This is a genomic window from Pantoea sp. X-Soil-OKNW-713, from assembly GCF_059730685.1.
Genome location: NZ_AP035995.1, coordinates 261,304 through 287,292, shown reverse-complemented (window position 1 = coordinate 287,292; position 25,989 = coordinate 261,304). Strand labels below are relative to the sequence as shown.

At 53.4% G+C, this 25,989-nt stretch carries 22 protein-coding genes, 4 tRNA genes and 1 riboswitch; of the genes, 6 read left to right on the top strand and 20 right to left on the bottom strand.

Annotated elements, in window-relative coordinates; all coding sequences use genetic code 11:
• Nucleotides 1-25 precede the first annotated feature (25 nt).
• From AC6I8R_RS01305 to nudC, 6 genes are all read right to left on the bottom strand, one after another.
• Nucleotides 26-691: a DUF1481 domain-containing protein gene (locus AC6I8R_RS01305; protein ID WP_497831822.1), complete on the bottom strand. Its 666-nt coding sequence runs from the start codon at nt 689-691 to the stop codon at nt 26-28.
• A 67-nt stretch (nt 692-758) separates the two neighbouring features.
• On the bottom strand, nt 759-1,031 hold the full coding sequence (gene hupA, locus AC6I8R_RS01300) for a nucleoid-associated protein HU-alpha (RefSeq protein WP_013507416.1): 273 nt from the start codon (nt 1,029-1,031) through the stop codon (nt 759-761).
• Between the two features lie 188 nt (nt 1,032-1,219).
• Complete coding sequence (locus tag AC6I8R_RS01295; RefSeq protein ID WP_021186414.1) at nt 1,220-1,810, bottom strand: YjaG family protein; 591 nt, start codon at nt 1,808-1,810, stop codon at nt 1,220-1,222.
• 62 nt (nt 1,811-1,872) lie between these two features.
• Complete coding sequence (gene nfi / locus AC6I8R_RS01290) at nt 1,873-2,541, bottom strand: deoxyribonuclease V (RefSeq protein ID WP_497831821.1); 669 nt, start codon at nt 2,539-2,541, stop codon at nt 1,873-1,875.
• Between the two features lie 2 nt (nt 2,542-2,543).
• Nucleotides 2,544-3,611, bottom strand: coding sequence for a uroporphyrinogen decarboxylase (gene hemE, locus AC6I8R_RS01285; protein WP_021186416.1), 1,068 nt, complete (start codon nt 3,609-3,611; stop codon nt 2,544-2,546).
• A 39-nt stretch (nt 3,612-3,650) separates the two neighbouring features.
• A complete protein-coding gene (gene nudC / locus AC6I8R_RS01280; protein WP_021186417.1) occupies nt 3,651-4,424 on the bottom strand; it encodes an NAD(+) diphosphatase in 774 nt (257 codons plus the stop codon).
• 63 nt (nt 4,425-4,487) lie between these two features.
• Between nudC and AC6I8R_RS01275 the strand changes: the two genes are divergently transcribed.
• The 3 genes from AC6I8R_RS01275 (at nt 4,488) to thiE (ending at nt 7,819) form a co-directional block, all read left to right on the top strand.
• Nucleotides 4,488-4,994 (top strand): Rsd/AlgQ family anti-sigma factor, encoded by a 507-nt coding sequence (locus AC6I8R_RS01275; RefSeq protein WP_021186418.1) that lies wholly within the window; start codon nt 4,488-4,490, stop codon nt 4,992-4,994.
• Nucleotides 4,995-5,082: 88 nt separating this feature from the next.
• Nucleotides 5,083-5,184: riboswitch (TPP riboswitch) on the top strand.
• Nucleotides 5,185-5,261: 77 nt separating this feature from the next.
• A complete protein-coding gene (gene thiC, locus AC6I8R_RS01270) occupies nt 5,262-7,187 on the top strand; it encodes a phosphomethylpyrimidine synthase ThiC (protein ID WP_497831820.1) in 1,926 nt (641 codons plus the stop codon).
• Entirely contained in the window at nt 7,184-7,819 is a 636-nt protein-coding gene (thiE, locus tag AC6I8R_RS01265) for a thiamine phosphate synthase (protein WP_497829886.1), read from the top strand. The genes thiC and thiE overlap by 4 nt, the downstream gene beginning before the upstream one ends.
• Before the next feature lie 62 nt (nt 7,820-7,881).
• Here thiE and AC6I8R_RS01260 read toward each other — a convergent pair whose 3' ends face one another.
• Entirely contained in the window at nt 7,882-9,303 is a 1,422-nt protein-coding gene (locus tag AC6I8R_RS01260) for an aminotransferase-like domain-containing protein (RefSeq protein ID WP_021186421.1), read from the bottom strand.
• Between the two features lie 174 nt (nt 9,304-9,477).
• Here AC6I8R_RS01260 and AC6I8R_RS01255 point away from each other — a divergent pair, with 174 nt between their 5' ends.
• The gene (locus tag AC6I8R_RS01255; protein WP_415174830.1) at nt 9,478-9,666 is read left to right on the top strand and encodes a DUF1127 domain-containing protein; all 189 of its coding nucleotides are present in this window, start codon (nt 9,478-9,480) and stop codon (nt 9,664-9,666) included.
• 61 nt (nt 9,667-9,727) lie between these two features.
• Here the strand turns inward: AC6I8R_RS01255 and rpoC are convergent, their stop codons facing one another.
• The 13 genes from rpoC to AC6I8R_RS01190 form a co-directional block, all read right to left on the bottom strand.
• Nucleotides 9,728-13,951 (bottom strand): DNA-directed RNA polymerase subunit beta', encoded by a 4,224-nt coding sequence (rpoC, locus tag AC6I8R_RS01250; RefSeq protein WP_021186423.1) that lies wholly within the window; start codon nt 13,949-13,951, stop codon nt 9,728-9,730.
• A gap of 81 nt (nt 13,952-14,032) precedes the next feature.
• A complete protein-coding gene (gene rpoB / locus AC6I8R_RS01245) occupies nt 14,033-18,061 on the bottom strand; it encodes a DNA-directed RNA polymerase subunit beta (RefSeq protein WP_021186424.1) in 4,029 nt (1,342 codons plus the stop codon).
• A gap of 328 nt (nt 18,062-18,389) precedes the next feature.
• Nucleotides 18,390-18,752 carry a 50S ribosomal protein L7/L12 gene (gene rplL / locus AC6I8R_RS01240; RefSeq protein WP_497831819.1) on the bottom strand — a complete coding sequence of 121 codons (363 nt, stop codon included), beginning with the start codon at nt 18,750-18,752 and terminating at the stop codon, nt 18,390-18,392.
• A gap of 63 nt (nt 18,753-18,815) precedes the next feature.
• Entirely contained in the window at nt 18,816-19,313 is a 498-nt protein-coding gene (gene rplJ, locus AC6I8R_RS01235; RefSeq protein WP_084871753.1) for a 50S ribosomal protein L10, read from the bottom strand.
• A 352-nt stretch (nt 19,314-19,665) separates the two neighbouring features.
• Nucleotides 19,666-20,370, bottom strand: coding sequence for a 50S ribosomal protein L1 (gene rplA, locus AC6I8R_RS01230; protein ID WP_013507402.1), 705 nt, complete (start codon nt 20,368-20,370; stop codon nt 19,666-19,668).
• A 3-nt stretch (nt 20,371-20,373) separates the two neighbouring features.
• Nucleotides 20,374-20,802: a 50S ribosomal protein L11 gene (gene rplK, locus AC6I8R_RS01225; protein ID WP_013507401.1), complete on the bottom strand. Its 429-nt coding sequence runs from the start codon at nt 20,800-20,802 to the stop codon at nt 20,374-20,376.
• 145 nt (nt 20,803-20,947) lie between these two features.
• Complete coding sequence (nusG, locus tag AC6I8R_RS01220; RefSeq protein WP_013507400.1) at nt 20,948-21,493, bottom strand: transcription termination/antitermination protein NusG; 546 nt, start codon at nt 21,491-21,493, stop codon at nt 20,948-20,950.
• 1 nt (nt 21,494) lies between these two features.
• Nucleotides 21,495-21,878: a preprotein translocase subunit SecE gene (gene secE / locus AC6I8R_RS01215; protein WP_013507399.1), complete on the bottom strand. Its 384-nt coding sequence runs from the start codon at nt 21,876-21,878 to the stop codon at nt 21,495-21,497.
• A 228-nt stretch (nt 21,879-22,106) separates the two neighbouring features.
• Nucleotides 22,107-23,291 carry an elongation factor Tu gene (tuf, locus tag AC6I8R_RS01210; RefSeq protein WP_013507398.1) on the bottom strand — a complete coding sequence of 395 codons (1,185 nt, stop codon included), beginning with the start codon at nt 23,289-23,291 and terminating at the stop codon, nt 22,107-22,109.
• Between the two features lie 107 nt (nt 23,292-23,398).
• Nucleotides 23,399-23,474: transfer RNA gene (locus AC6I8R_RS01205), tRNA-Thr, on the bottom strand.
• 5 nt (nt 23,475-23,479) lie between these two features.
• A tRNA-Gly gene (locus tag AC6I8R_RS01200) sits at nt 23,480-23,554 on the bottom strand.
• Between the two features lie 190 nt (nt 23,555-23,744).
• Nucleotides 23,745-23,829: transfer RNA gene (locus AC6I8R_RS01195), tRNA-Tyr, on the bottom strand.
• Between the two features lie 7 nt (nt 23,830-23,836).
• Nucleotides 23,837-23,912: transfer RNA gene (locus AC6I8R_RS01190), tRNA-Thr, on the bottom strand.
• 328 nt (nt 23,913-24,240) lie between these two features.
• Here AC6I8R_RS01190 and AC6I8R_RS01185 point away from each other — a divergent pair.
• Nucleotides 24,241-24,798 carry a GNAT family N-acetyltransferase gene (locus AC6I8R_RS01185; RefSeq protein WP_497831818.1) on the top strand — a complete coding sequence of 186 codons (558 nt, stop codon included), beginning with the start codon at nt 24,241-24,243 and terminating at the stop codon, nt 24,796-24,798.
• A gap of 203 nt (nt 24,799-25,001) precedes the next feature.
• Nucleotides 25,002-25,952: a type I pantothenate kinase gene (coaA, locus tag AC6I8R_RS01180; protein ID WP_497832733.1), complete on the top strand. Its 951-nt coding sequence runs from the start codon at nt 25,002-25,004 to the stop codon at nt 25,950-25,952.
• Nucleotides 25,953-25,989: the final 37 nt, after the last annotated feature.

The following is a 25,989-nucleotide window of genomic DNA, read 5'->3' as shown; positions in this document are numbered from 1 at the left end:
CACAGTGCCCCTTCTTCATTCCCGGTCAGAAGTCGCTCTCTTTCGGCTGCCAACTACATTCGTCCGTGGGCGTGATATGCAATAGCTGCACCCCTTCAGGCGCTTCCAGCCAGGCCACCATCAACGGTGAGGATGTATTACGCTGCTGCTGTGCCAGCGTTGCCTGGATGCTGCTATCGAACGGCGCATTCACCACCTTCCCTTCGCAGTTGCGTACCTGAGTATCGCCCAGCCAGTGCCCCTGGCTTAGCAATACACGGCCATTCAGCAAGGCATTGCTCTGCGCCAGCATGCGCTGCGCATCGAAGCGATACAGCTCGACACTGTCGCTACTTACCTCCTCACGACGCCCAGCCAGTTGTCGCTGCATAAAATTGAGGTTGCCCTGCTGATCAAAACGCAACGTAACGTCATCCGGCTGCTCGCCCGCGACCTGACGTTGCACGCTGATAAGATTGTTGTCCAGCCAGCTGTAGTCCGTTGTCTCCATTGCATCACCATTGAATGGCGTGAAGACCGTACGCATGTGAATTGATTGATGGTCGCTATTTTTGCGCCAGATACGTACCACGCCACGATCGGCAAGATAGCCGCTGGCGGTAAAGGCAGGAAGATCAGGAGTCGTGCTACAGCCCGTCAGCAGCGCACCACATAACAGGGCGCAGACGCGCTGATAATTAAGTTTCAGCATGGCAGGCCCCGGAAACAAAAAGGGGCGATGTCGCCCCTCTTTTAAAGCTATACCGCGTCGCGGAAACTTACTTAACAGCGTCTTTCAGCGCTTTACCAGAGACGAACGCCGGTACGTTTGCCGCAGCGATTTTGATCTCTTTGCCAGTCTGCGGGTTGCGACCGGTACGCTCAGCGCGGTGGTTCACTTTAAAAGTACCAAAACCAACCAGTTGTACAGCATCACCATCTTTCAGAGACTCAGTGATCGCAGCCAGGGTAGATTCCAGAGCAGTTTTAGCCTGGGTTTTTGACAGGTCTGCTTTTTCCGCGATCACATCAATCAGTTGAGTCTTGTTCATAAGTTATCCTTAAAGTGTATTTATCGCTTGCTAAGCAACGAGTGCGAGGGAAAAGCCATATTCTGGCACTCTTCAGCCTGCACGCACCGATAGCCACAATTTTCAGCCCCCCAAATGTAGACCAGACAGGGGGCTGATGTGAAGCCTCCAGGCGCGCTAATTCGGGCCTGAAGTCACGTTTTCTCGCCTTATTGCTGAAAAATTATACCGATGTTACTGATTCCCGCTTCGCGCAGGTCAGAACGTAACCCTTTAATCAGCTCGAGGTCGCGCTCTTCGCATTCTGCCAACAGGCGGAAAATCTCCCACTGCATATCCCATTCGTCAATAATCGCCTGGTTTTCGCGCAGCTCTTCATCGCTCATTTCGCGTCCAGCCTGGGTCATTTCGAGGATAGCGACAGTGGTCACTGAGGTGCGGCTCACTTCAACCGCATGTTCCAGGGTTTCGCCACTGAGCTGAGCATGCAGCACTTCACTCAATGCCACGCAGGCATCAATCGCCGGATGCACGCCATAGATATCGAAATCGTCGCCATTGGGGATGACCGCTTCCAGCTTCTCCAGTTGGCTGTCGAAATTGATTTTAGCGCCTTTGACCGTCAGGCTTTCCCAGACTAAATCGAGAATACGGCGATAAAGCTGCGGATCGGCGAATTCGGTCTGCTGACAGAAGGCCCAGTAGTTAGGGAACATACGTTCACACAGACAGGCCATAAAGGTGACGTGCTGCCAGCTTTCCAGCTTCGCCAGGCGCAAATGGACGGGGTTCTGTAACATCAAACTTGCTCTCAATAATTTAGCTGGCGGCAGTGTACCGCAAAAGCCGCGCGCAAACAGCGTTAACGCGCATTTTGCCTGCGCAGAAAGGCCGGACGACCAGATGCTACCGCATCGGCCCAGCGTGTTGGCTCAGGCAGGCGATAACCCGCCATGCAATTTTCCACCCACTGCAATGCACTGTCGGTACTGACACGATGGCCGGTGGAGATAAAAAGTGGGTTGCAGCGCGCCTTGCTGCGCCACACCCAACCCAACTGCTCGCCTTTATCCAGCAACGGCTGACGGCTGCCCGGCGCTTCATCCAGCGTATCAAACTGGCCACACAGGCGCCGCTTTGCCACACCAATGGTCGGTACATCCACCAGCAAGCCAAAATGCGCCGCCACACCGAGCCGACGCGGATGCGAGATGCCATGCCCATCGACAAATAACAGGTCCGGTTGATGCTGGAGTTGTTGCCAGGCAGCCACCAGAGCAGGCACTTCGCGGAATGATAAAAAACCGGGGATATAGGGCATGGTGGTGCTGATGCGGGCAATCTGATGCTCCACCAGTTGCAACGAGGGGTACTCAAGAATCACCAGCGCGGCGCGCGTCACTTCCCCGCCCTGTTCAAACCCGACATCGGCACCGGCAATCAAACGGTGCGGCAGCACCTCAAAATCGTCCTGCCGCACCACGTCAGCTGCGCGCTGTTGCTGTTCCGTGCGTAGCGCCGCTAAATCCATCGCTAGCCCTGATGATAAGGACGTGACAAACGATGCACCGCCTCGACAAAGGCACCAGCATGCTCTGGCGGTACATCCTGATGGATACCGTGGCCCAGATTGAAGACGTGGCCTTCACCCTTGCCAAACCCTTCAAGGATGCCAGCCACTTCCTGCTCGATACGGGCCGGTGGGGCGTAGAGCATTGACGGGTCCATATTGCCCTGCAACGCCACTTTGTGGCCGACGCGACGACGGGCATCGGCAATATCGGTGCTCCAGTCCAGGCCCAGCGCATCACAGCCAGTTTCCGCGATCGCTTCCAGCCATTGCCCGCCACCTTTGGTGAACAGGGTGATCGGCACACGGCGACCTTCGTTCTCATGCAGCACGCTATCAACGATTTTGTGCATGTAGTAAAGCGAGAACTCGCGATAATCACGTCCGGTCAGCACGCCGCCCCAGGTGTCGAACACCATGATCGACTGCGCACCGGCTTTGATCTGCGCGTTCAGATAGAGGATCACGCTGTCGGCCAGCTTATCCAGCAACGCATGCAGCGTTTGTGGCTCGGCGTACATCATCTTTTTGATTTTGGTGAAGGCCTTGCTGCTACCCCCTTCAACCATATAGGTCGCCAGCGTCCACGGGCTTCCGGAGAAACCGATCAGCGGCACTTCGCCTTTCAGGTTATGGCGAATGGTGCGCACCGCATTCATCACATAACCCAACTCCTGCTCCGGGTCAGGTACCGGCAGTTTGTCGACGTCAGCGCGGCTGGTAATCGGGTGAGAGAAACGGGGGCCTTCACCGGTTTCAAAGTACAGGCCCAATCCCATGGCATCCGGGATGGTGAGGATATCGCTGAAGAGGATTGCCGCATCCAGCGCATAGCGACGCAGCGGTTGCAGCGTGACTTCACAGGCCAGCTCAGCATTTTTACACAGCGACATAAAGTCACCGGCCTCGGCGCGTGTGGCTTTATATTCCGGCAGATAACGCCCGGCTTGTCGCATCATCCAAACCGGGGTGACATCCACCGGCTGACGTAACAGGGCGCGCAGATAACGATCGTTCTTCAGTTCACTCATAATTGGCTCTCTCACTGACAGGGCGCCAGTGTAGCATTTTCACAGCGCGCTGGCGCGACAGTGGGCAACGGTATCTTCAATCAGACGTCGCGCGACGGTACCCGGCGGCGGTAATAAAGGTAACGCATCGTAGCGGAACCAGCCGGCATCCAGCAGTTCTTTGCCGTCATGCTGTAGCTCCCCGCCATCGTATTCCGCCATATAGGCCATCATCAGCGAATGGGGGAATGGCCAGGGTTGTGAGGTGACGTAACGTACGTTTTTCACCCGTACATTGCTCTCTTCCATCACCTCACGCGCCACCGCCTGTTCGAGAGTTTCTCCCACTTCAACAAAACCGGCCAGTACGGTGTAGACGTTGTTACGATGCTTTGCGTGGTTCGCCAGCAGGATCTCATCTCCGCGCCGAATCGCCACGATGATGCAGGGCGCGATTTGCGGATAATAGCGTTCACGGCAGTGACCGCACAGGCAAGCAAACTCACGTTTGCTCAAATGCATTTCGTGGCCGCAATAGCCGCACCAGCGATGCGAACGAAAGAATTCCGCCAGTTGCACGCCACGCCCGGCAAGCTGGAACAGGCCAACATCTTCGTCGATCAACTGGCGTACTGAGCCCATATTGTCAGAACGTGATTCACGCACCAGCCAGACGTTTTCACCCTGCCATTCGCCAATCACCATGCCGCTGCTGCCCGCCAGATCGAATTGTTCCGCCGTCCCGTGCGGCAGCTCACCCTGTGGCAGCCAAAGTTTTTGTTCATGGCTGACAATCCACCAGCCAGCGTCTACGCTTGAGATCTCACGTTGCATTTAAATCGTCATCCTTAGCGTCTATTCGCAGAATGAACCACTATAACCCACATGGAGCCTTGTATGCTTACTCAGTTAGATGACCTGACCGAGCGTGTAGGCCGCGGTAACGAATTGGTCGATTCATGGCTACACGCGCGTCGTCAGCTACTTGTGACTTACTACCAGTTGGTTGGCATGAAGCCCAAAAAAGATGCGTTGAGTGCCCTGGACGAACAGGCGCTGGATGCCTTTTGTCATAACCTGGTGGATTATCTCTCCGCCGGCCATTTCAGCATTTATGAACATATTATCAGTGAGATGCAAGGTGACAGCCCGATGATCGCCGCCGCGCAAATCTACCCGTCACTGGAAGCCAATACCGAACGGATGATGCAACTGTATGACGGCCATCTGCAACAGGCCATCACCGATGACAACTGCGTCACCTTCCAGCAGGCGCTGTCTGAAGTGGGTGAAGTGCTGGAGTCGCGTTTTACGCTGGAAGATAAGCTGGTGCATCTGGCATGGGACAATCAGCTGGCGCATACGCCGGTAGCGAATGAAAGCATCATCGCCCGCCCTGCTTAGCCGACCGCATTTGTAAAAGACTTGTTATTCGTAAAAAGCCCTTCTATGCTACGAGGGCTTTTTTATTTTACGGTTTAACACCGTAAATATTTTCTTGTCGGAGTGCCCATTTTGGGCTGAGACCGTTAATTCGGGATCCGCGGAACCTGATCAGGTTAGTACCTGCGAAGGGAACAAGAGTAAATATCACAGCCGGTGCGCGCGCCGTTTCTGTTACTCCTTCCGGACTCCGGACAAGCAACTTCCATCATTTACAGGAAACTTGCTATGTCTGTTGTAAAAACTTCTCGTCGTGAACAACGCGCCCAGGCGCAGGAATTTATTGATTCCCTCCAGGGCACTGCCTTCCCCAATTCTAAACGTATCTGGCTCACCGGCAGTCGTGATGATATTCGCGTACCGATGCGTGAGATTCAGCTTAGCCCGACCCTGACCGGCGGCAGTAAAGATAATCCGCAATACGAAGCCAACGAACCGGTGCCGGTGTATGACACGGCCGGGGCTTACGGCGATCCGCATGCGTCGATTGATGTTCATCAGGGGTTGAGCAAACTGCGCGCCAACTGGATCGCGGAACGCGGCGACAGTGAAACCATCGACCAGCTCAGCTCCAGCTATACACAGCAACGCCTGGCAGATGAGGGGCTGGATCACCTGCGTTTTGAACATCTGCCCCAACCGCGACGTGCCAAAGCAGGCCGCCGTGTTACCCAGTTGCATTATGCGCGTCAGGGCGTCATTACCCCGGAAATGGAGTTTATTGCACTACGTGAAAACATGGGGCGCGAACGCATCCGTGGTGAAGTGTTGCTACAACAACATCCTGGTCATAGCTTTGGTGCACATCTGCCGGAAAATATCACCGCCGAGTTCGTGCGTCAGGAAGTCGCCGCAGGGCGAGCCATCATCCCATCCAACATTAACCACCCTGAATCTGAGCCGATGATCATTGGCCGCAATTTTCTGGTCAAAGTGAATGCCAACATCGGCAACTCGGCGGTCAGCTCCTCAATTGAAGAGGAAGTGGAGAAGCTGGTGTGGTCAACACGCTGGGGGGCTGACACGGTGATGGATCTCTCGACCGGCCGTTATATCCATGAAACACGCGAGTGGATTTTGCGTAACAGCCCGGTGCCGATTGGCACCGTACCGATTTATCAGGCACTGGAGAAGGTAAACGGCATCGCGGAAGATCTGAATTGGGAAATCTTCCGCGACACCTTGCTGGAGCAAGCCGAACAAGGCGTTGACTACTTCACCATCCACGCCGGCGTGCTGCTGCGTTATGTGCCGATGACGGCGAAACGTCTGACCGGCATCGTTTCGCGTGGCGGTTCAATTATGGCGAAGTGGTGTTTGTCGCACCATCAGGAGAGTTTCCTGTATCTGCACTTCCGTGAGATTTGCGAAATCTGTGCTGCCTATGATGTTGCTCTGTCGCTGGGTGATGGACTGCGTCCGGGTTCGATTCAGGATGCCAACGATGAAGCGCAGTTTGCCGAGCTACATACGCTGGGTGAGCTGACCAAAATCGCCTGGGAATATGATGTGCAGGTGATGATCGAAGGTCCGGGGCATGTGCCGATGCAGATGATTCGCCGCAATATGACCGAACAACTGGAACATTGTCACGAAGCCCCGTTCTATACCCTCGGCCCACTGACCACCGATATCGCCCCCGGCTACGATCATTTCACTTCTGGCATCGGTGCCGCGATGATTGGCTGGTTCGGCTGTGCGATGCTGTGCTACGTCACCCCGAAAGAACATCTGGGTTTGCCGAATAAGGAAGATGTGAAACAGGGATTGATCACTTATAAAATCGCCGCTCATGCCGCCGATCTGGCGAAGGGCCATCCTGGCGCCCAGATTCGCGATAACGCCATGTCGAAAGCGCGTTTTGAGTTTCGCTGGGAGGACCAGTTCAATCTGGCGCTCGACCCACATACCGCGCGCGCTTATCACGATGAGACACTGCCGCAGGAGTCGGGCAAAGTGGCACATTTTTGTTCCATGTGCGGCCCGAAATTCTGCTCCATGAAAATCACCCAGGAAGTGCGTGACTTTGCCGCCCGTCAGCAGGCGGAAGCCCAGCCGATTGAAATCGGGATGGCGCAGATGTCAGATGCCTTCCGTAGCCGTGGCGGTGAGCTTTATCATGCCGCCGATGCCCTGAAAGAGGAAAATGTATGACCGCCGCCTTCCCCAGTACCGCCCCACGTTTAGGGCTTTACCCGGTTGTCGATAGCGTTGAGTGGATTGCCCGTTTGCTGGAAGCGGGAGTACGCACCATTCAGCTGCGTATTAAAGATTGCGAAGATCATGAAGTGGAAGAGGCGGTGCGGGAGGCTATCGCACTCGGCAAACAATATCGCGCCCGCCTGTTTATCAATGATTACTGGCGCCTGGCGATTCGCTACAACGCCTATGGCGTGCATCTCGGCCAGGAAGATCTGGATGTGGCCGATCTGGAGGCGATTCGTCAGGCGGGCTTGCGCCTCGGCTTATCCACCCATGATGATGCCGAACTGGATCGGGCGCTGGCGCTGCGCCCCTCATATATCGCGCTGGGGCATATTTTCCCGACACAAACTAAAGAGATGCCATCAGAACCGCAAGGCATTGCAGAGTTAACACGTCATCTGGCGCGGCTGGAAGGCATTTCAACGGTAGCCATTGGCGGTATTTCGTTGGCGCGCGCGCCAGAGGTGCTGGCGACCGGCGTGGGTAGCATCGCGGTGGTTAGCGCCATCACTCAGGCACCCGACTGGCTGGCGGCCACGCGGGAGCTGCTGGCGCTGACGGAACCCACCGTCACGGCGTAAAACACGGCTGACGACGCGATTTATTGCGCACTAAATTGCGTGATAAATCGCGCCGCTACCGATCAGGCGCAGACCAACATCGCGCGTTCAATCGCAGCACCCACCAGCGCAATCGCCTGTTCGGTGGCATCGGTAATCGGCAGCGCATAGTTGAGACGCAGGCAGTTGCGATACTTACCCGATGCGGAAAACAGCGAGCCCACCGCCACCTGAATCTTCGAGGCGCGGAGTTCCGTGTTGAGGCGCACCGCGTCGAAGGCTTCCGGCAGTTCGATCCACATCAGAAAGCTACCCTGTGGGCGTGACACACAAATACCACACGGGAAATAGTGGCGTACCCAGCAGCTAAAAGTCTCGTAATTGCGTTGATAAACCTGGCGCATACGCCGCAAGTGCGGCCCGTAATGACCCAGACGAATAAACTCCGCCACCACATGCTGCGTCATGGTCGCGGAAGAGCCGGTGCCGATATATTTCATGTGCAGCACCCGTTCGCGATAACGCCCCGGTGCAACCCAGCCGACACGCAGGCCAGGCGAGAGCGTTTTGGAAAACGAGCTGCACAGCAGCACTCGCCCATCCATATCCAGCGACTTAATACTGATGGGGCGCGGATACTCCCACGCCAGCTCTCCATACACATCATCTTCGATGATGGCGGCGTCGAAGCGTTGTGCCAGCGTCAGCAGCGCCCGTTTACGCGCTTCCGGCATGATAAAACCCAACGGATTATTACAGTTAGGTACCACCACCACCGCTTTAATGGGCCACTGCTCGAACGCCAGCTCCAGCGCTTCAAGGCTGATACCCGTCACCGAGTCGGTCGGGATCTCAATGGCGCGAATACCAAAACCGCGTAGGGTTTGCATGGTGCCGTGGAACGTGGGTGATTCCACCGCAATGATATCCCCTGGCTGACAAACGGCGCGGATAGAAACCGACAATGCTTCGTGGCAACCGGTGGTCACCACAATGTCGTCAGCGCTAAGCTGGCAACCGCTATCAATCGTCAGGCGTGCGATTTGTTCCCGCAACGATGTCAGGCCCAACAGGGTGTCGTAACTCAGCAGGTTGATATCCTGCTTCTGCGCCATACGACTCTGGATTTTCCACAGCGGTTTCAGCGTTGGCTGCGTCAGATCCGGGATGCCACTGCCCAGTTGGATCACGTCCCCTTCGATGCGACTGCTGAGCAGCTCCAGCACCGATTCCCACTGGGTGATCTCCACCGGGCGTTGAGCGGGACGGGTGATGGCAGGAACAGGCGGCGTGGCTTTACGTGTCGCCACAAAATAGCCGGAGCGAGGCTGCGGCACGATCAGCTGCTTCTCCTCCAGCAAATGGTAAGCCTGCTGGACAGTGCTGATACTCACACCATGTTCAATGCTGAGCGTACGCACCGATGGCAAGCGCTCTCCACTGCGATATAACCCTTGCTCGATGCGGTCTGAGAGCAAGCCCGCCAGATGCTGGTAACGCGTCATCGTATGCCTCACATGATTTCCAACAGGAAAAAACCAGTACAGATTGGATTAATTTTTACCATTCAGATCGGTCACAGCGCAATCTGTATGTTTAATAAATGTGTTTATTGAATCTGTATTGGGATGGGTGGAAAACGGACAATGCTTCTCAGACATCATACCGAGGGCAGGATTATGGAATTCGATCAAAACCGGGCGGCAAAACCCTTCAACATCACCTTACTGGATATCTTCCGCGCGGTGCGGCAGTTGGTGAAATCCTGGCATTTACGTCGGCAGACCCGACGCATATTGTCGCACCTCAGCGATACCCAGTTACGGGATATTGGGCTGACGCGCGGCGATATCGACCGCAGAAGCTGAGAATACAGATGAAAAAAAACCCTGCCGAAGCAGGGTTTTTTATTGGCTAACTGACGAGTGATTACTCGTCGTCGCTGCCACCGAGACCGGCGTTCAGCAGTTCAGCCAGGCTTGCAGAGGCTTCATCCGCAGTAACCTGCGGTGCAACCGGTGCTTCACCCGCCTGACGGCGACGCATACGATCCTGATGGTAAGCGTAACCGGTACCGGCCGGGATCAAACGACCCACGATAACGTTCTCTTTCAGACCGCGCAGTTCGTCGCGCTTGCCTGCAACCGCAGCTTCGGTCAGGACACGCGTGGTCTCCTGGAACGATGCAGCAGAGATGAACGACTCGGTTGCCAGAGACGCTTTGGTGATACCTAGCAGGTCACGCATGTAGGTGGCACCCAACTTGCCGTTCGCTTCCAGATCACGGTTAGAGATCTTGATGCGAGACACTTCAGCCTGCTCACCTTCCAGGAAGTCGGTGCTTCCGGCGCTGACGATGGTCGCTTTACGCAGCATCTGACGTACGATGACTTCAATGTGCTTATCGTTAATCTTAACGCCTTGCAGACGGTAAACTTCCTGCACTTCGTTAGTGATGTAACGGGTAACAGCATGAACGCCACGCAGACGCAGAATGTCATGCGGAGATTCTGGGCCGTCAGATACGACGTCACCACGTTCAACGCGCTCACCTTCAAATACGTTGAGCTGACGCCATTTCGGAATCATCTCTTCGTACGGATCGCTGCCATCAACCGGGGTGATTACCAGGCGACGCTTACCTTTGGTCTCTTTACCGAAGGAGATGATACCGCTGATCTCCGCCAGGATTGCTGGCTCTTTCGGACGACGCGCTTCGAACAGGTCGGCAACGCGCGGCAGACCACCGGTGATGTCCTTGGTACCGCCAGATTCCTGCGGAACACGCGACAGGGTGTCACCTGCGCTGATCTTCACGCCATCTTCCAACTGAACAATCGCTTTGCCCGGCAGGAAGTACTGAGCCGGCATGTCGGTGCCCGGGATCAGAACGTCATCGCCATTCGCATCAACGATTTTCAGTGCCGGACGCAGGTCTTTACCACCTGAAGTACGCTCAGCAGAGTCAAGGATAACCAGTGATGACAGACCGGTTAACTCGTCAGTCTGACGGGTAATGGTCTGGCCGTCGATCATATCGGTGAAGCGGATGAAACCGTTCACTTCAGTGATTACCGGCATGGTATGCGGATCCCAGTTCGCCACGGTTTCGCCCGCGTTGACCTGCTCACCATCACCTTTCGCCATCACTGCACCGTAAGGCACTTTATAGCTTTCTTTGGTACGACCGAACTCGTCGATCATTTTCAGCTCAACGTTACGAGAAACGATCACCAGCTTCCCGGAGGAGTTGGTAACGGTTTTCGCGTTGCTCAGCTTGATAGTACCTTTGTTCTTCACCTGAATGCTGGATTCAGCAGCCGCACGCGATGCCGCACCACCGATGTGGAACGTACGCATCGTCAGCTGAGTACCCGGCTCACCGATGGACTGTGCTGCGATAACGCCGATGGCCTCACCTTTGTTGATGATGTGACCACGCGCCAGATCGCGACCGTAGCAGTGTGCACACACACCGAAGTCGGTTTCACAGCTTACAACTGAACGCACTTTGATGGCGTCAACAGAGTTCTGCTCAACCACATCACACCAGTGCTCATCAAGCAGGGTGTTACGCGGGATCAGAATGTCTGCGGTGCCCGGCTTGAGCACGTCTTCTGCGGTCACACGACCCAGTACACGCTCACGCAGAGGCTCTTTAACATCGCCACCCTCGATAACCGGGGTCATCATGATACCTTCGAAGGTGCCACAATCGTCCTCGGTCACCACCAGGTCCTGTGCCACGTCAACCAGACGACGGGTCAGGTAACCGGAGTTCGCGGTTTTCAGTGCGGTATCCGCCAGACCTTTACGCGCACCGTGGGTTGAGATGAAGTACTGGAGTACGTTCAGACCTTCACGGAAGTTCGCGGTGATCGGCGTTTCAATGATGGAGCCATCCGGCTTCGCCATCAGACCACGCATACCTGCCAGCTGACGAATCTGTGCCGCAGAACCACGCGCACCGGAGTCGGCCATCATGTAGATGCTGTTAAAGGAAACCTGCTTCTCTTCTTCGCCGTGACGGTTGATCACAGTTTCAGTTTGCAGGTTATCCATCATCGCTTTGGAAACGCGTTCGTTAGCGGCGGCCCAGATATCGATGACTTTGTTGTAACGTTCGCCTGCGGTTACCAGACCAGACTGGAACTGCTCCTGGATCTCAGCAACTTCAGCTTCTGCTTCTGCGATGATCTCAGCTTTCTTCGCCGGGATAACCATGTCGTCGATACCAACAGAGGCACCAGAACGGGCTGCATAAGCAAAGCCGGTGTACATGGTCTGGTCAGCAAAGATAACGGTCGGCTTCAGGCCCAGAATGCGGTAACAGGTGTTCAGCATTTTGGAGATTGCCTTTTTACCCAGCGCTTGGTTGACGATGGAGTAAGGCAGACCTTTCGGCACGATCATCCACAGGATCGCACGACCAATAGTGGTGTCGATCAGGCTGGTTTTCGCAACGAATTCATCTTGTTCGTTTTTGCTGTACTCGGTGATACGCACTTTTACGCGGGCATGCAGCTCGGCCAAGCCAGCGCGGTAAACACGCTCAGCTTCTTTCGGGCCAGTCAGCACCATGCCTTCGCCTTTGGCGTTCACTTTGTCGCGGGTCATGTAGTACAGACCCAGAACAACGTCCTGAGACGGAACGATGATTGGCTCGCCGTTCGCCGGAGACAGAATGTTATTGGTAGACATCATCAGCGCACGCGCTTCCAGCTGGGCTTCCAGCGTCAGCGGTACGTGAACTGCCATCTGGTCACCATCGAAGTCGGCGTTATATGCCGCACAAACCAGCGGGTGCAGCTGGATCGCTTTACCTTCGATCAGAACCGGTTCAAACGCCTGGATACCCAGACGGTGCAGAGTCGGTGCACGGTTCAGCAGAACCGGGTGCTCACGGATAACCTCGTCGAGGATGTCCCACACCACCGCTTCTTCACGCTCAACCATTTTCTTCGCGGCTTTGATGGTGGTGGCGAGGCCACGCAGTTCCAGCTTGCCGTAAATGAACGGTTTGAACAGTTCGAGTGCCATTTTCTTCGGCAGACCGCACTGATGCAGACGCAGGTATGGACCTACGGTGATAACCGAACGACCAGAGTAGTCAACACGTTTACCCAGCAGGTTCTGACGGAAACGACCCTGCTTACCTTTGATCATGTCTGCCAGTGATTTCAGCGGACGCTTGTTGGAGCCAGTGATGGCGCGACCACGACGGCCGTTATCCAGCAGCGCATCAACCGCTTCCTGCAACATACGTTTTTCGTTACGTACGATGATATCCGGCGCAGCCAGATCCAGCAGGCGTTTCAGACGGTTGTTACGGTTGATCACGCGACGATACAGATCGTTCAGATCTGACGTTGCGAAACGACCACCATCCAGCGGAACCAGCGGACGCAGATCCGGCGGCAGTACCGGCAGCACGGTCAGGATCATCCACTCTGGTTTGTTACCAGACTGAACGAATGCTTCCAGCAGCTTGATACGCTTGGTCAGCTTCTTACGCTTGGTTTCAGAGTTGGTTTCGTTCAGCTCTTCACGCAGCTGCTCGCACTCCTGCTCCAGATCCATGTTTTTCAACAGGGCCTGGATCGCTTCCGCACCCATCTTCGCGTCGAATTCGTCACCGAACTCTTCCAGCGCGTCGAGGTACTGCTCTTCAGTCAGGATCTGACGTTTTTCGAGGTTGGTCATGCCACCTTCGACAACCACATAGGATTCGAAGTACAGCACGCGCTCGATGTCACGCAGCGGCATATCCAGCAGCAAACCGATACGGGACGGCAGTGATTTCAGGAACCAAATGTGTGCAGTCGGCGAAGCCAGTTCGATATGGCCCATACGCTCACGACGCACTTTGGTCTGCGTGACTTCAACGCCACACTTCTCACAAATCACGCCACGGTGTTTCAGGCGCTTGTACTTACCGCACAGGCACTCATAATCTTTTACCGGTCCGAAAATACGGGCACAGAAAAGACCGTCACGCTCCGGCTTGAAGGTACGGTAGTTAATGGTTTCAGGCTTTTTAACTTCACCAAAAGACCAGGAACGGATCATGTCTGGCGAAGCCAGAGCAATTTTGATCGCATCAAACTCTTCGGTTTTAGTTTGCGCTTTCAGAAACTTAAGTAAGTCTTTCACGGATTAGCTCCCGTCGGAGTGAGACTCTCAGGGATGTTCGACCCCAGCCGAACATCCCATAACCAGTACAAATGCGAGTGCTTACTCGTCTTCCAGCTCGATGTTGATACCCAGCGAGCGAATCTCTTTCAACAGTACGTTGAAGGATTCCGGCATGCCCGGTTCCATCTGATGGTTGCCATCGACGATGTTTTTATACATCTTCGTACGGCCGTTCACGTCATCAGACTTAACGGTCAACATTTCCTGCAGGGTATAGGCGGCACCGTATGCTTCCAGTGCCCACACTTCCATCTCACCGAAGCGCTGACCACCGAACTGTGCTTTACCACCCAGCGGCTGCTGAGTAACCAGGCTGTAAGAACCGGTGGAACGGGCGTGCATCTTGTCATCGACCAGGTGGTTCAGTTTCAGCATGTACATGTAACCTACGGTTACCTGACGCTCAAACTGCTCACCGGTACGGCCGTCGAACAGAGTGATCTGACCGGAAGAAGGCAGGCCGCCGAGCTGCAACAGCTCTTTGATTTCGCTCTCTTTCGCACCATCAAACACCGGAGTCGCAATCGGCATACCTTTTTTCAGGTTCTCTGCCAGACGCAGCACTTCGTCGTCGCTGAAGGTGTTCAGGTCAACTTTCTGACGCACGTCAGTGCCCAGATCGTAAGCACGCTGGATAAACTCACGCAGTTTGGCGACTTCTTCCTGCTTCTTCAGCATGGCATTGATCTTCTCACCAATACCTTTCGCCGCCATACCCAGGTGGGTTTCCAGGATCTGACCGATGTTCATACGTGACGGTACGCCCAGCGGGTTCAGTACGATGTCAACCGGCGTGCCGTTTTCGTCGTAAGGCATATCTTCGATCGGGTTGATCTTGGAGATAACACCTTTGTTACCGTGACGACCTGCCATCTTGTCACCAGGCTGGATCTGACGTTTAACGGCCAGATACACCTTAACGATTTTCAGCACGCCCGGTGCCAGATCATCGCCCTGGGTGATCTTGCGACGCTTCGCTTCGAGTTTCTTCTCAAACTCATGCTTCAGCTCGTCATACTGTTCAGCCAGCTGTTCCAGCGCGTTCTGCTTCTCTTCGTCGGTCAGGCCCAGCTCCAGCCAGCGCTCACGCGGCAGCTTGTCCAGCTTCTCAGCCTCAACACCACCCGAGATCAGTACCGCCTGGATACGACCAAACAGGCCAGCTTCGAGGATCTGCAGTTCTTCAGACAGGTCTTTCTTGGCCTGCTTCAGCTGCATCTCTTCGATTTCCAGCGCACGTTTGTCTTTTTCCACGCCATCGCGGGTAAAGACCTGTACGTCGATAACCGTACCGGAAACGCCGTTCGGCACGCGCAGTGACGAATCTTTCACGTCAGACGCTTTTTCACCGAAGATCGCACGCAGCAGTTTCTCTTCCGGCGTCAGCTGGGTTTCACCTTTCGGCGTTACCTTACCAACCAGAATGTCGCCGCCGGTCACTTCAGCACCGATGTAAACGATACCGGATTCATCCAGTTTGGAGAGCGCAGCTTCACCCACGTTCGGGATGTCAGCGGTGATCTCTTCTGGCCCCAGTTTGGTGTCACGAGACACGCAAGCCAGTTCCTGAATATGGATGGTGGTGAAACGGTCTTCCTGGACAACACGCTCAGATACGAGGATGGAGTCTTCGAAGTTGTAGCCGTTCCACGGCATGAACGCTACGCGCATGTTCTGACCCAGCGCCAGTTCACCGAGGTCGGTAGACGGGCCATCAGCCAGCACGTCGCCGCGCTCGATCGGTTCGCCCAGAGACACACACGGCATCTGGTTGATGCAGGTGTTCTGGTTCGAACGGGTGTATTTGGTCAGGTTGTAGATGTCGATGCCGGCTTCGCCCGGATACATCTCATCTTCGTTAACCTTGATCACGATACGTGAAGCATCAACGTACTGGATGATACCGCCACGTTTGGCTACGGCAGTTACACCGGAGTCAACCGCTACAGCACGCTCCATACCGGTACCAACCAGCGGCTTATCAGCACGCAGAGTCGGAACCGCCTGACGTTGCATGTTTGCACCCATCAATGCACGGTTGGCGTCATCGTGTTCCAGGAACGGGATCAGTGACGCACCAACAGAAACAACCTGCTGGGTCGAAACGTCCATATAGTCAACCTGGTCGCGGCTGAACAGGCTTGATTCGCCTTTGCTACGACAGGTAACCAGATCGTCAACGAATGAACCGTCTTCGGCCAGGTTGGTGTTCGCCTGAGCAATAACGAAGTTACCCTCTTCAATTGCAGAGAGGTAATGGATCTCGTCACTCACTTTACCGTCAACAACGCGACGGTACGGCGTTTCCAGGAAGCCATATTCGTTAGTCTGTGCGTACACGGACAACGAGTTGATCAGACCGATGTTCGGACCTTCCGGCGTTTCGATTGGACATACGCGACCATAGTGAGTCGGGTGTACGTCACGCACTTCGAAGCCAGCGCGTTCACGGGTCAGACCGCCTGGGCCGAGGGCTGAAATACGACGCTTATGCGTGATCTCAGACAGCGGGTTGTTCTGGTCCATAAACTGAGACAGCTGGCTGGAACCGAAGAACTCTTTAACGGCAGCGGAAATCGGCTTAGCGTTGATCATATCCTGAGGCATCAGGGTATCGAGGTCGCCCAGAGACAGACGCTCTTTCACCGCACGCTCTACACGCACCAGACCAACACGGAACTGGTTTTCTGCCATTTCGCCAACAGAACGGATACGACGGTTGCCGAGGTGGTCGATATCGTCCACTTCGCCTTTACCGTTACGGATATCGATGAGCTTCTTCATCACTTCGATGATGTCGTCTTTGCTCAGGATACCGGAACCTTCGATCTCGTCACGCAGCAGAGAACGGTTGAACTTCATGCGGCCAACCGCAGAAAGATCGTAACGATCTTCAGAGAAGAACAGGTTCTCGAACAGGTTTTCTGCCGCTTCACGCGTCGGCGGCTCACCAGGACGCATCATGCGATAGATCTCAACCAGCGCGCTCAGGCGATCATTGGTTGGGTCAACACGCAGTGTCTCAGAAATGTACGGACCGTGATCCAGATCGTTGGTGAACAGCGTTTCAATGCGCTTGTGACCGGACTGGCTCAGTTTAGCCAGCAGATCCAGTGACAGCTCCATGTTCGCTGCAACGATCAACTCACCGGTATTGGTGTCGATGTAATCTTTAGCCACCACTTTACCGGCAATGTATTCAACCGGTACTTCGATATGCTGGATATTGTCTTTTTCCAGCTGGCGGATGTGGCGAGCAGTGATGCGACGACCTTTCTCTACGTAGACGTTGCCGTTGGCTTCGATATCGAAGGAGGCGGTTTCACCACGCAGGCGCTCAGGCACCAGTTCCATCTGCAATTTGTTGTCGCGGATTTCGAACACCACTTTTTCGAAGAACAGATCCAGAATCTGCTCCGTGGTGTAATGCAGCGCGCGCAGGATGATACTGGCCGGCAGCTTACGGCGACGGTCAATACGGACGAACAGGTTGTCTTTCGGGTCAAACTCGAAGTCGAGCCATGAACCGCGGTAAGGGATGATGCGTGCGTTATACAGCACTTTACCGGAAGAGTGCGTTTTACCCTTATCGCTGTCAAAGAAAACGCCAGGACTACGATGCAGCTGAGAAACGATAACACGCTCAGTACCATTGATTACAAAGGTACCGTTTTCGGTCATGAGCGGAATTTCGCCCATGTAAACTTCTTGTTCTTTAATGTCTTTGACGGTGCCTTCCGGCGCTTCGCGCTCGTAGATCACCAGACGCAGTTTGACGCGCAGCGGTGCAGAGAAAGTCACGCCACGGATCTGACATTCTTTTACGTCAAAGACAGGTTCGCCCAAGCGATAGCTGACATACTGCAACTCTGAGTTGCCGCTGTAGCTCGCGATCGGGAATACGGAACGGAATGCAGCTTCCAGTCCATACTGACCTTCTGGATCTTGCTCGATAAACTTCTGGAACGAGTCAAGCTGGATAGAAAGGAGATAAGGTATGTCCAGCACTTGCGGACGTTTACCAAAATCCTTACGAATACGTTTTTTCTCGGTATAGGAGTAAACCATAGGGTTCCTCAGCTAGCTGACAAGTCGACCCACTCTGTCCGTCCTGAAGGGACAGTTCATGCAACACTATTTTGTTTTTCATGCGATGCGCAGCACCCCATGCAATACATCTTTCTATCACTCTTAAATCATTTCATCGCCGTTGCGCAGGCAGGGAACCCTCACAGGAAAGCGATATATTAAGTCGTCGATAGAAAAAGATATTGAAGAGAAACAATGGACAAACAGTGCGAAACGCCATCATTCCCCTGTAGCGCAAAAAGGCTGGTGACTAAAAAGTCACCAGCCATCAGCCTGAAACTACTCAGACTGCAACCCGAGGGTTGTCTTACTTAACTTCAACTTCTGCGCCAGCTTCTTTCAGCTGTGCTTCGAGAGCAGCAGCGTCAGCTTTGCTGATGCCTTCTTTGATCACGCCAGTAGCTTCAACCAGATCTTTGGCTTCTTTCAGGCCCAGACCAGTTGCAGTACGTACTGCTTTGATGACGGCAACTTTGTTCGCGCCAGCACCTTTCAGGATCACGTCGAATTCAGTTTTCTCTTCAGCAACTTCAGCCGGGCCAGCAGCAACAGCTACAGCAGCAGCAGCAGAAACACCGAATTTTTCTTCCATAGCAGAAACCAGCTCAACTACTTCCATTACGGACATAGCGGCAACGGCTTCCAGAATTTGGTCTTTAGTGATAGACATAACAATTGTTCCTAAGAATCAGTATAAGTTTATGCGATAAAGTACGAAGGAAAAGAGTGGGCCTTAAGCCGCTTCTTTTGCATCGCGAACAGCAGCCAGAGTGCGGACCAGTTTGCCGGCAGCGGCTTCTTTCATGGTCGACATCAGACGTGCCAGTGCTTCTTCGTAAGTCGGCAGAGTCGCCAGACGGTCAATATTGGCCGCCGTGATCAGCTCACCTTCAAAGGCTGCAGCTTTGACCTCGAATTTTGCATTCGCTTTCGCGAACTCTTTGAACAGACGAGCAGCAGCGCCCGGGTGTTCCATAGAGTATGCAATCAGGGTCGGACCAACAAACGTGTCTTTCAGGCACTCGAAAGGAGTACCTTCAACGACGCGGCGCAGCAGGGTGTTACGAACAACACGCATGTAAACGCCAGCTTCACGACCTGCTTTACGCAGTTCGGTCATTTTATCAACGGTAACGCCACGGGAATCCGCAACAACCGCTGACAGCGCGCCTTTGGCTACTTCGCTGACTTCAGCAACAATCGCTTGTTTGTCTTGAAGATTTAATGCCATTAGCTTTTGCTCCTGGATTTGACCGGGGAAGGATTTCCCCGGAACTCACTTCACTTATTCACCCGAAGGCGAAAAGCGCTATTACACGGTGAGCAGAATCCAGTTAAGAAAAAATTCTTTTTGGTTCTGTCACCGTCTACGCAGGGGATTAAGCGTTTTATCCGAAGATGTCGCGCTCCTGCGGTCTTGGACGGAGGCCAGGATAAGGCCTGGCTCCAACCTTAGTGACTGAATAACAAAGGGATGAACCTTTATCTTCCACTCACTATGAATCTTGGTTCTGAATTGAATACTCAACCAGAACAACGGGCGTAAGATTATAGATGAATTTTTCGCCCGTTTCAAGCAGCAATTAGTTTGCTGCTGCGTTCAGACCAGCCTGGTCGATGGCAACGCCAGCGCCCATAGTGGTGGACAGGCTAACTTTCTTGATGTACACGCCTTTCGCCTGAGCAGGTTTTGCTTTTTTCAGCGCAACCAGCAGAGATTCCAGGTTTTCTTTCAGTTTGTCAGCGTCGAAGTCCACTTTACCGATGGTGGTGTGAATGATGCCGTTTTTGTCGTTACGGTAACGAACCTGACCTGCTTTAGCGTTTTTAACTGCTTCAGCAACGTTCGGAGTTACAGTACCCACTTTCGGGTTTGGCATCAGACCGCGCGGGCCCAGAACCTGGCCGAGCTGGCCAACAACGCGCATTGCATCCGGAGAAGCAATAACAACGTCAAAGTTCATTTCGCCTTTCTTGATCTGGTCAGCCAGATCTTCCATACCTACCAGCTCAGCGCCAGCTGCTTTAGCAGCTTCAGCGTTTGCACCTTGGGTAAATACGGCAACGCGTACTGAACGACCAGTACCGTGCGGCAGTACAGTTGCACCACGTACGTTCTGATCAGATTTACGAGCATCGATGCCGAGGTTAACAGCAACGTCCACGCTCTCTACAAACTTAGCGGTAGCCAGTTCTTTCAGCAGAGCAACAGCTTCGTTGATGTCATACTGTTTAGTCGCATCAACTTTGTCACGGATCACGCGCATGCGCTTGGTCAGCTTAGCCATTTCTTAGTCCTCCACTACCAGGCCCATGGAACGAGCAGTACCTTCGATAGAGCGAGTCATCGCTTCTACGTCAGCACCAGTCATGTCCGCAGCTTTGGTTTCTGCGATTTCACGTACCTGAGCACGGGTTACTTTACCGACTTTGTCTTTGTTCGGCTTACCAGAACCAGACTTGATGCCCGCTGCTTTTTTCAGCAGTACGGCAGCCGGAGGTGTTTTGGTAACGAAGGTGAAAGAACGGTCGCTGTATACGGTGATAACAACAGGAGTCGGCAGACCTTTTTCCAGAGATTCGGTCTTCGCGTTGAACGCTTTACAGAATTCCATGATGTTAACGCCCTGCTGACCCAGAGCTGGACCAACCGGTGGGCTCGGGTTAGCCATACCAGCTGCAACCTGCAGCTTGACGTAGGCTTGTACTTTCTTAGCCATGATATTTCCTCTATTGGGTTATAGCGCCTGCAAAACAGGCTCCCCGTGATGACAATTCACACGCTGTTGCCAGCGCATAAAAACAAAAGGCGCGAAATTGTAGATAAATTCCGCGCCTGCTGCAACTACAAAAATGTCTCGGGCGTTAGCCTTTTTCTACCTGGCTGAAATCCAGCTCGACAGGGGTAGCACGACCGAAGATGGAAACAGAGACTTTCAGGCGGCTCTTTTCGTAATCCACCTCTTCCACCACACCGTTGAAGTCGGCAAAAGGACCGTCGTTGACACGTACCATTTCGCCCGGCTCGAACAACGTTTTTGGACGCGGCTTATCACCCACCTGCTGCAGGCGGTTCATAATCGCATCAACTTCTTTATCGCTGATCGGTGCTGGACGGTCAGATGTACCACCAATGAAGCCCATCACACGCGGTACGCTACGCACTAGGTGCCAGCTGGCATCATTCATTACCATCTGAACCAATACGTAACCTGGGAAGAATTTGCGCTCACTTTTGCGACGCTGGCCACCACGGATTTCCACGACTTCTTCAGTCGGCACCATGACTTCGCCAAACAACTCTTCCATGTTGTGCAATTTGATGTGCTCACGCAGCGACTGGGCTACGCGGCCTTCGAAACCGGAAAACGCCTGCACGACGTACCAGCGTTTTTTTGGAGCTTCAGACATCTCAGAACCTCAGGCCAGTGATAAACGATACAAGTCGGACAAGAATACCATCCAGTCCCCACAAAATCAGTGACATCACGGCAGTTACCGCGGCAACGATTAACGTGGTGTGCAGCGTTTCCTGGCGAGTCGGCCAAATGACCTTACGCATCTCGGTTCTTGCTTCACGCGCAAACGCAACTGTCGCTTTGCCTTTTGTGGTCAGCAACGCAACGCCGCCTGCCACTGCAATCAGAACCACTACGGCCAGCGCACGTAACGGCAGTGTCACATCGCGGTAGTAGTAATTACCAACAATAGCGACAACCAGTAATACGGCAACGACCAGCCATTTTACGGTTTCCAGGCCGCGTCCGCTCCCTTGAGCTTCGGTATTCGCACTCATAAACCAACCTGCCACTATAATTCAGAAACTATTCTGCCCCGCATGGCGAGGCATCCAAACCGAGTAAGCTCTTAAAGCGCAACCCGGTATCCTGCACCGCTTAACAGAGCCTGTCTCAGCAATGATTATGACCGAAAATCACTGATGAGCCAGGTTCTATACAACAGCGTGCAAAAAGGGCATCAAATGATGCCCTTTCCGTGTGCATTGCGTCAAATATTATCGGGATTAAGCGATAACTTTAGCAACAACGCCCGCACCAACGGTACGGCCGCCTTCGCGGATTGCGAAGCGCAGACCTTCGTCCATTGCGATCGGGTGAATCAGGGTAACAACCATTTTGATGTTGTCGCCCGGCATTACCATCTCTACGCCTTCCGGCAGTTCTACTGAACCTGTTACGTCAGTAGTACGGAAGTAGAACTGAGGACGGTAGCCTTTGAAGAACGGAGTATGACGGCCGCCTTCGTCTTTAGACAGTACGTACACTTCTGATTCGAACTGAGTGTGCGGCTTGATGGTGCCCGGCTTAGCCAGTACCTGACCACGCTGGATGTCTTCACGCTTGATACCACGCAGCAGAACACCACAGTTCTCGCCTGCCTGACCCTGGTCCAGCAGTTTGCGGAACATTTCAACGCCAGTACAGGTTGATTTCGCAGTCGCTTTGATACCAACGATTTCTACTTCGTCACCAACTTTAACGATACCGCGCTCAACACGACCGGTTACTACAGTACCACGGCCAGAGATTGAGAATACGTCTTCGATCGGCAGCAGGAACGGCAGGTCGATTGCACGAACCGGATCCGGGATGTAAGTATCCAGGTGGCCAGCCAGCTCAACGATTTTCGCTTCCCACTCTGCGTCGCCTTCCAGCGCTTTCAGAGCTGAACCACGAACGATCGGAGTGTCGTCGCCCGGGAAGTCGTACTGTGACAGCAGGTCACGAACTTCCATCTCAACCAGTTCCAGCAGCTCTTCGTCATCAACCATGTCACATTTGTTCAGGAACACGATGATGTACGGAACGCCTACCTGGCGACCCAGCAGGATGTGCTCACGGGTCTGCGGCATCGGGCCGTCAGTCGCAGCAACAACCAGGATTGCGCCATCCATCTGAGCAGCACCGGTGATCATGTTTTTCACATAGTCGGCGTGGCCCGGGCAGTCAACGTGCGCGTAGTGGCGAGTCGGGGTTTCGTACTCAACGTGAGAGGTGTTGATGGTGATACCACGAGCCTTCTCTTCCGGCGCGTTGTCGATCTGGTCGAATGCACGAGCCTGACCGCCGTAGGTTTTAGCCAGAACGGTGGTGATCGCTGCAGTCAGAGTGGTTTTACCGTGGTCAACGTGACCGATGGTGCCCACGTTTACGTGCAGTTTGTTACGTTGAAATTGCTCTTTAGCCATCGCTTGTCCCTCTAAGACATGGATATATCAAAGATATCGTCACATCAACCAGGCTATGCCTGACTGTTAGTTTTACAGAGAGAGAATCAGGAGAGAGATAAAGGAAGTGGTGCTGATACCCAGAGTCGAACTGGGGACCTCACCCTTACCAAGGGTGCGCTCTACCAACTGAGCCATATCAGCACATCTGGAGCGGGCAGCGGGAATCGAACCCGCATCATCAGCTTGGAAGGCTGAGGTAATAGCCATTATACGATGCCCGCATCCTGGAACTCGGCTACCTGTTCTTTCTGTAGCTTATGAATAATAAAAGAAGACCCTCTATTATTCGAGTCAGCCAGTATTTCCGGCTAACTTTGACTGTGCCAACGCTCAGTCTGAATTCGAAGGTGAGAGAATTGAACTCACCCATCAGACGACGACCTCATCTGACGCTCAACCAGGAGGTTGAGATGGTGGTGGGAGAAGGATTCGAACCTTCGAAGTCTGTGACGGCAGATTTACAGTCTGCTCCCTTTGGCCGCTCGGGAATCCCACCTACTTGATGGTGCCGGCTACCGGAATCGAACTGGTGACCTACTGATTACAAGTCAGTTGCTCTACCAACTGAGCTAAGCCGGCATCAAGTGACGCGCATTCTAGGAAGTGCGGATGCAGGATGCAACAAAAAAATTGCCAAAATCGCGCTATCGATTACTATTTGTGCAAATCCTCGCAAATCAATCATAAATTGCGGCAAATTTGTTCAGGGCTGCTGCTTTTTTACTCGTGAAATCCTGCCACTCAGGCATAGATTTTTCTCTAAACAGCTGCACAATTCTGAGTCACGTTGCCATCTGTCTGTGCAAACTAATGCACATTGCATGACATCCTCCCCTTGTCAGCTGTTTTTTGGCTGGCGCGTAATTTGCTTATTTAGGTAAACCAGCCCAGACAAGGAGGATTTCGCATGAATATTTTTTTACTCAATGCCGCCACCTTACCTCGTTATCGCCATGCTCTGGCCGCATTGATGATTGACGCTATCTCACACAATATGACGTCGCCATTTCGGCAATCGAGTAGACAGGAACAACATCAGGCCGCAGAACGTTACTTTCACGGTTTACGCGACCGCCTGGCGCGACATGAGTTGCTATTATGGGTGGCATTGAATGAATCCGGGCTTGTCGGCAGTGTGCAACTCAGTATCTGCCAGCGTCCCGATGGCCAGAACCGCGCTGAGATCCTCCATTTGTTGGTTCATTCGCAAGCACGTCGTGAAAGGATTGGCTTTAAGCTCATGCAGGTGCTGGAGCAAAAAGCGGAAGCCTGTCATCGCGGGTTGCTTTATCTCGATGTCATGGCAGGCTCGCCAGCAGAAGCCTTTTATCGAACTCAGGGATATCATTATCCTGGAGAGTTGCCTGATTATTCGCTGCGCGCTGATGGACATCCTCATCCGGGAGCCATCTATTACAAACGCTTGCGACCAGGCGCACCAGAAGATGCTTCGTCAACCTACTGAGTGACAAGAAAAATGTGGGCGCGCTTACGAAAGCGTGCTCGCTTTTATCATTTTACTTCTTTTTAAAGTCACACTGGTGTTACCCTCCTGCCCATTGTTCTCGTTAAATTACCCCTGTGACGTGCAACTGAGTTCGACACATCGCTGTATGCCTGATGCTGCAAGGTGTAGATGAGCCAGAATTTGCTGTCAGATGCATGCTTATGAGTAAAAAGACGACGCCACTTACTACGCCCTACCTGGAGTTTGATCGTCAGCAATGGGCTGCCTTGCGCGACTCAGTGCCGATGACACTGGCAGAGGGTGAAATCGAACGATTGCGCGGCATCAACGAGGATCTCTCGCTGGAAGAGGTCGCGGAGATTTATTTGCCGTTATCGCGCCTGTTAAATTTTTACATCAGTTCTAATCTGCGACGCCAGGCTGTGCTTGAACAGTTTCTTGGCACCAACGCGCAGAAAATCCCTTATATCATCAGCATTGCTGGCAGTGTCGCTGTGGGTAAAAGTACTACCGCCCGCGTGTTGCAGGCATTGCTCAGCCGTTGGCCGGAACATCGCAAAGTAGAATTGATCACCACAGATGGCTTTCTCCACCCAAATGCGGTTCTGAAAGAACGCGGGTTGATGAAAAAGAAAGGCTTCCCGCAATCTTACGATATGCATCGACTGGTCAATTTTGTCTCCGACCTAAAGTCCGGTGCCAACCAGGTAACTGCCCCGGTTTATTCACATCTGATTTATGATGTTATTCCCGACGGCGATAAAGTTGTTCAGCAGCCTGATATTCTGATCCTTGAAGGTTTAAACGTGCTGCAAAGCGGAATGGATTATCCTCACGATCCGCATCATGTATTTGTCTCGGATTTTGTCGACTTCTCCATATATGTTGATGCACCTGAAGATCTGCTCGAAAGCTGGTATATCAATCGGTTTCTTAAATTTCGTGAAGGTGCCTTTAGCGATCCAGATTCATATTTCCATCATTATTCTCAACTGCCTGAAGAAGACGCCGTCAGCATTGCCCGCAGTCTGTGGAAAGAAATTAACTGGTTGAATCTTAAAGAGAACATCCTTCCAACTCGTGAGCGGGCCAGCCTGATCATGACGAAGTCAGCTGATCATGCCGTACAACATGTACGACTGAGAAAATAAATACAAAAACAATAAAGCCCTGAATTTTTCAGGGCTT

Bases quoted from the DNA above. Each gene is read 5' to 3' on its own strand.
- AC6I8R_RS01185 (WP_497831818.1), top strand. From the start codon at position 24,241: ATGAATATTTTTTTACTCAATGCCGCCACCTTACCTCGTTATCGCCAT.
- AC6I8R_RS01295 (WP_021186414.1), bottom strand. From the start codon at position 1,810: ATGTTACAGAACCCCGTCCATTTGCGCCTGGCGAAGCTGGAAAGCTGG.
- thiC (WP_497831820.1), top strand. From the start codon at position 5,262: ATGTCTGTTGTAAAAACTTCTCGTCGTGAACAACGCGCCCAGGCGCAG.
- rplL (WP_497831819.1), bottom strand. From the start codon at position 18,752: ATGTCTATCACTAAAGACCAAATTCTGGAAGCCGTTGCCGCTATGTCC.
- rplK (WP_013507401.1), bottom strand. From the start codon at position 20,802: ATGGCTAAGAAAGTACAAGCCTACGTCAAGCTGCAGGTTGCAGCTGGT.
- AC6I8R_RS01255 (WP_415174830.1), top strand. From the start codon at position 9,478: ATGGAATTCGATCAAAACCGGGCGGCAAAACCCTTCAACATCACCTTA.
- rplA (WP_013507402.1), bottom strand. From the start codon at position 20,370: ATGGCTAAGCTGACCAAGCGCATGCGCGTGATCCGTGACAAAGTTGAT.
- hupA (WP_013507416.1), bottom strand. From the start codon at position 1,031: ATGAACAAGACTCAACTGATTGATGTGATCGCGGAAAAAGCAGACCTG.
- tuf (WP_013507398.1), bottom strand. From the start codon at position 23,291: ATGGCTAAAGAGCAATTTCAACGTAACAAACTGCACGTAAACGTGGGC.
- AC6I8R_RS01275 (WP_021186418.1), top strand. From the start codon at position 4,488: ATGCTTACTCAGTTAGATGACCTGACCGAGCGTGTAGGCCGCGGTAAC.
- AC6I8R_RS01260 (WP_021186421.1), bottom strand. From the start codon at position 9,303: ATGACGCGTTACCAGCATCTGGCGGGCTTGCTCTCAGACCGCATCGAG.
- rpoB (WP_021186424.1), bottom strand. From the start codon at position 18,061: ATGGTTTACTCCTATACCGAGAAAAAACGTATTCGTAAGGATTTTGGT.
- hemE (WP_021186416.1), bottom strand. From the start codon at position 3,611: ATGAGTGAACTGAAGAACGATCGTTATCTGCGCGCCCTGTTACGTCAG.
- AC6I8R_RS01305 (WP_497831822.1), bottom strand. From the start codon at position 691: ATGCTGAAACTTAATTATCAGCGCGTCTGCGCCCTGTTATGTGGTGCG.
- nfi (WP_497831821.1), bottom strand. From the start codon at position 2,541: ATGGATTTAGCGGCGCTACGCACGGAACAGCAACAGCGCGCAGCTGAC.
- coaA (WP_497832733.1), top strand. From the start codon at position 25,002: ATGAGTAAAAAGACGACGCCACTTACTACGCCCTACCTGGAGTTTGAT.
- thiE (WP_497829886.1), top strand. From the start codon at position 7,184: ATGACCGCCGCCTTCCCCAGTACCGCCCCACGTTTAGGGCTTTACCCG.
- rplJ (WP_084871753.1), bottom strand. From the start codon at position 19,313: ATGGCATTAAATCTTCAAGACAAACAAGCGATTGTTGCTGAAGTCAGC.
- nusG (WP_013507400.1), bottom strand. From the start codon at position 21,493: ATGTCTGAAGCTCCAAAAAAACGCTGGTACGTCGTGCAGGCGTTTTCC.
- nudC (WP_021186417.1), bottom strand. From the start codon at position 4,424: ATGCAACGTGAGATCTCAAGCGTAGACGCTGGCTGGTGGATTGTCAGC.
- secE (WP_013507399.1), bottom strand. From the start codon at position 21,878: ATGAGTGCGAATACCGAAGCTCAAGGGAGCGGACGCGGCCTGGAAACC.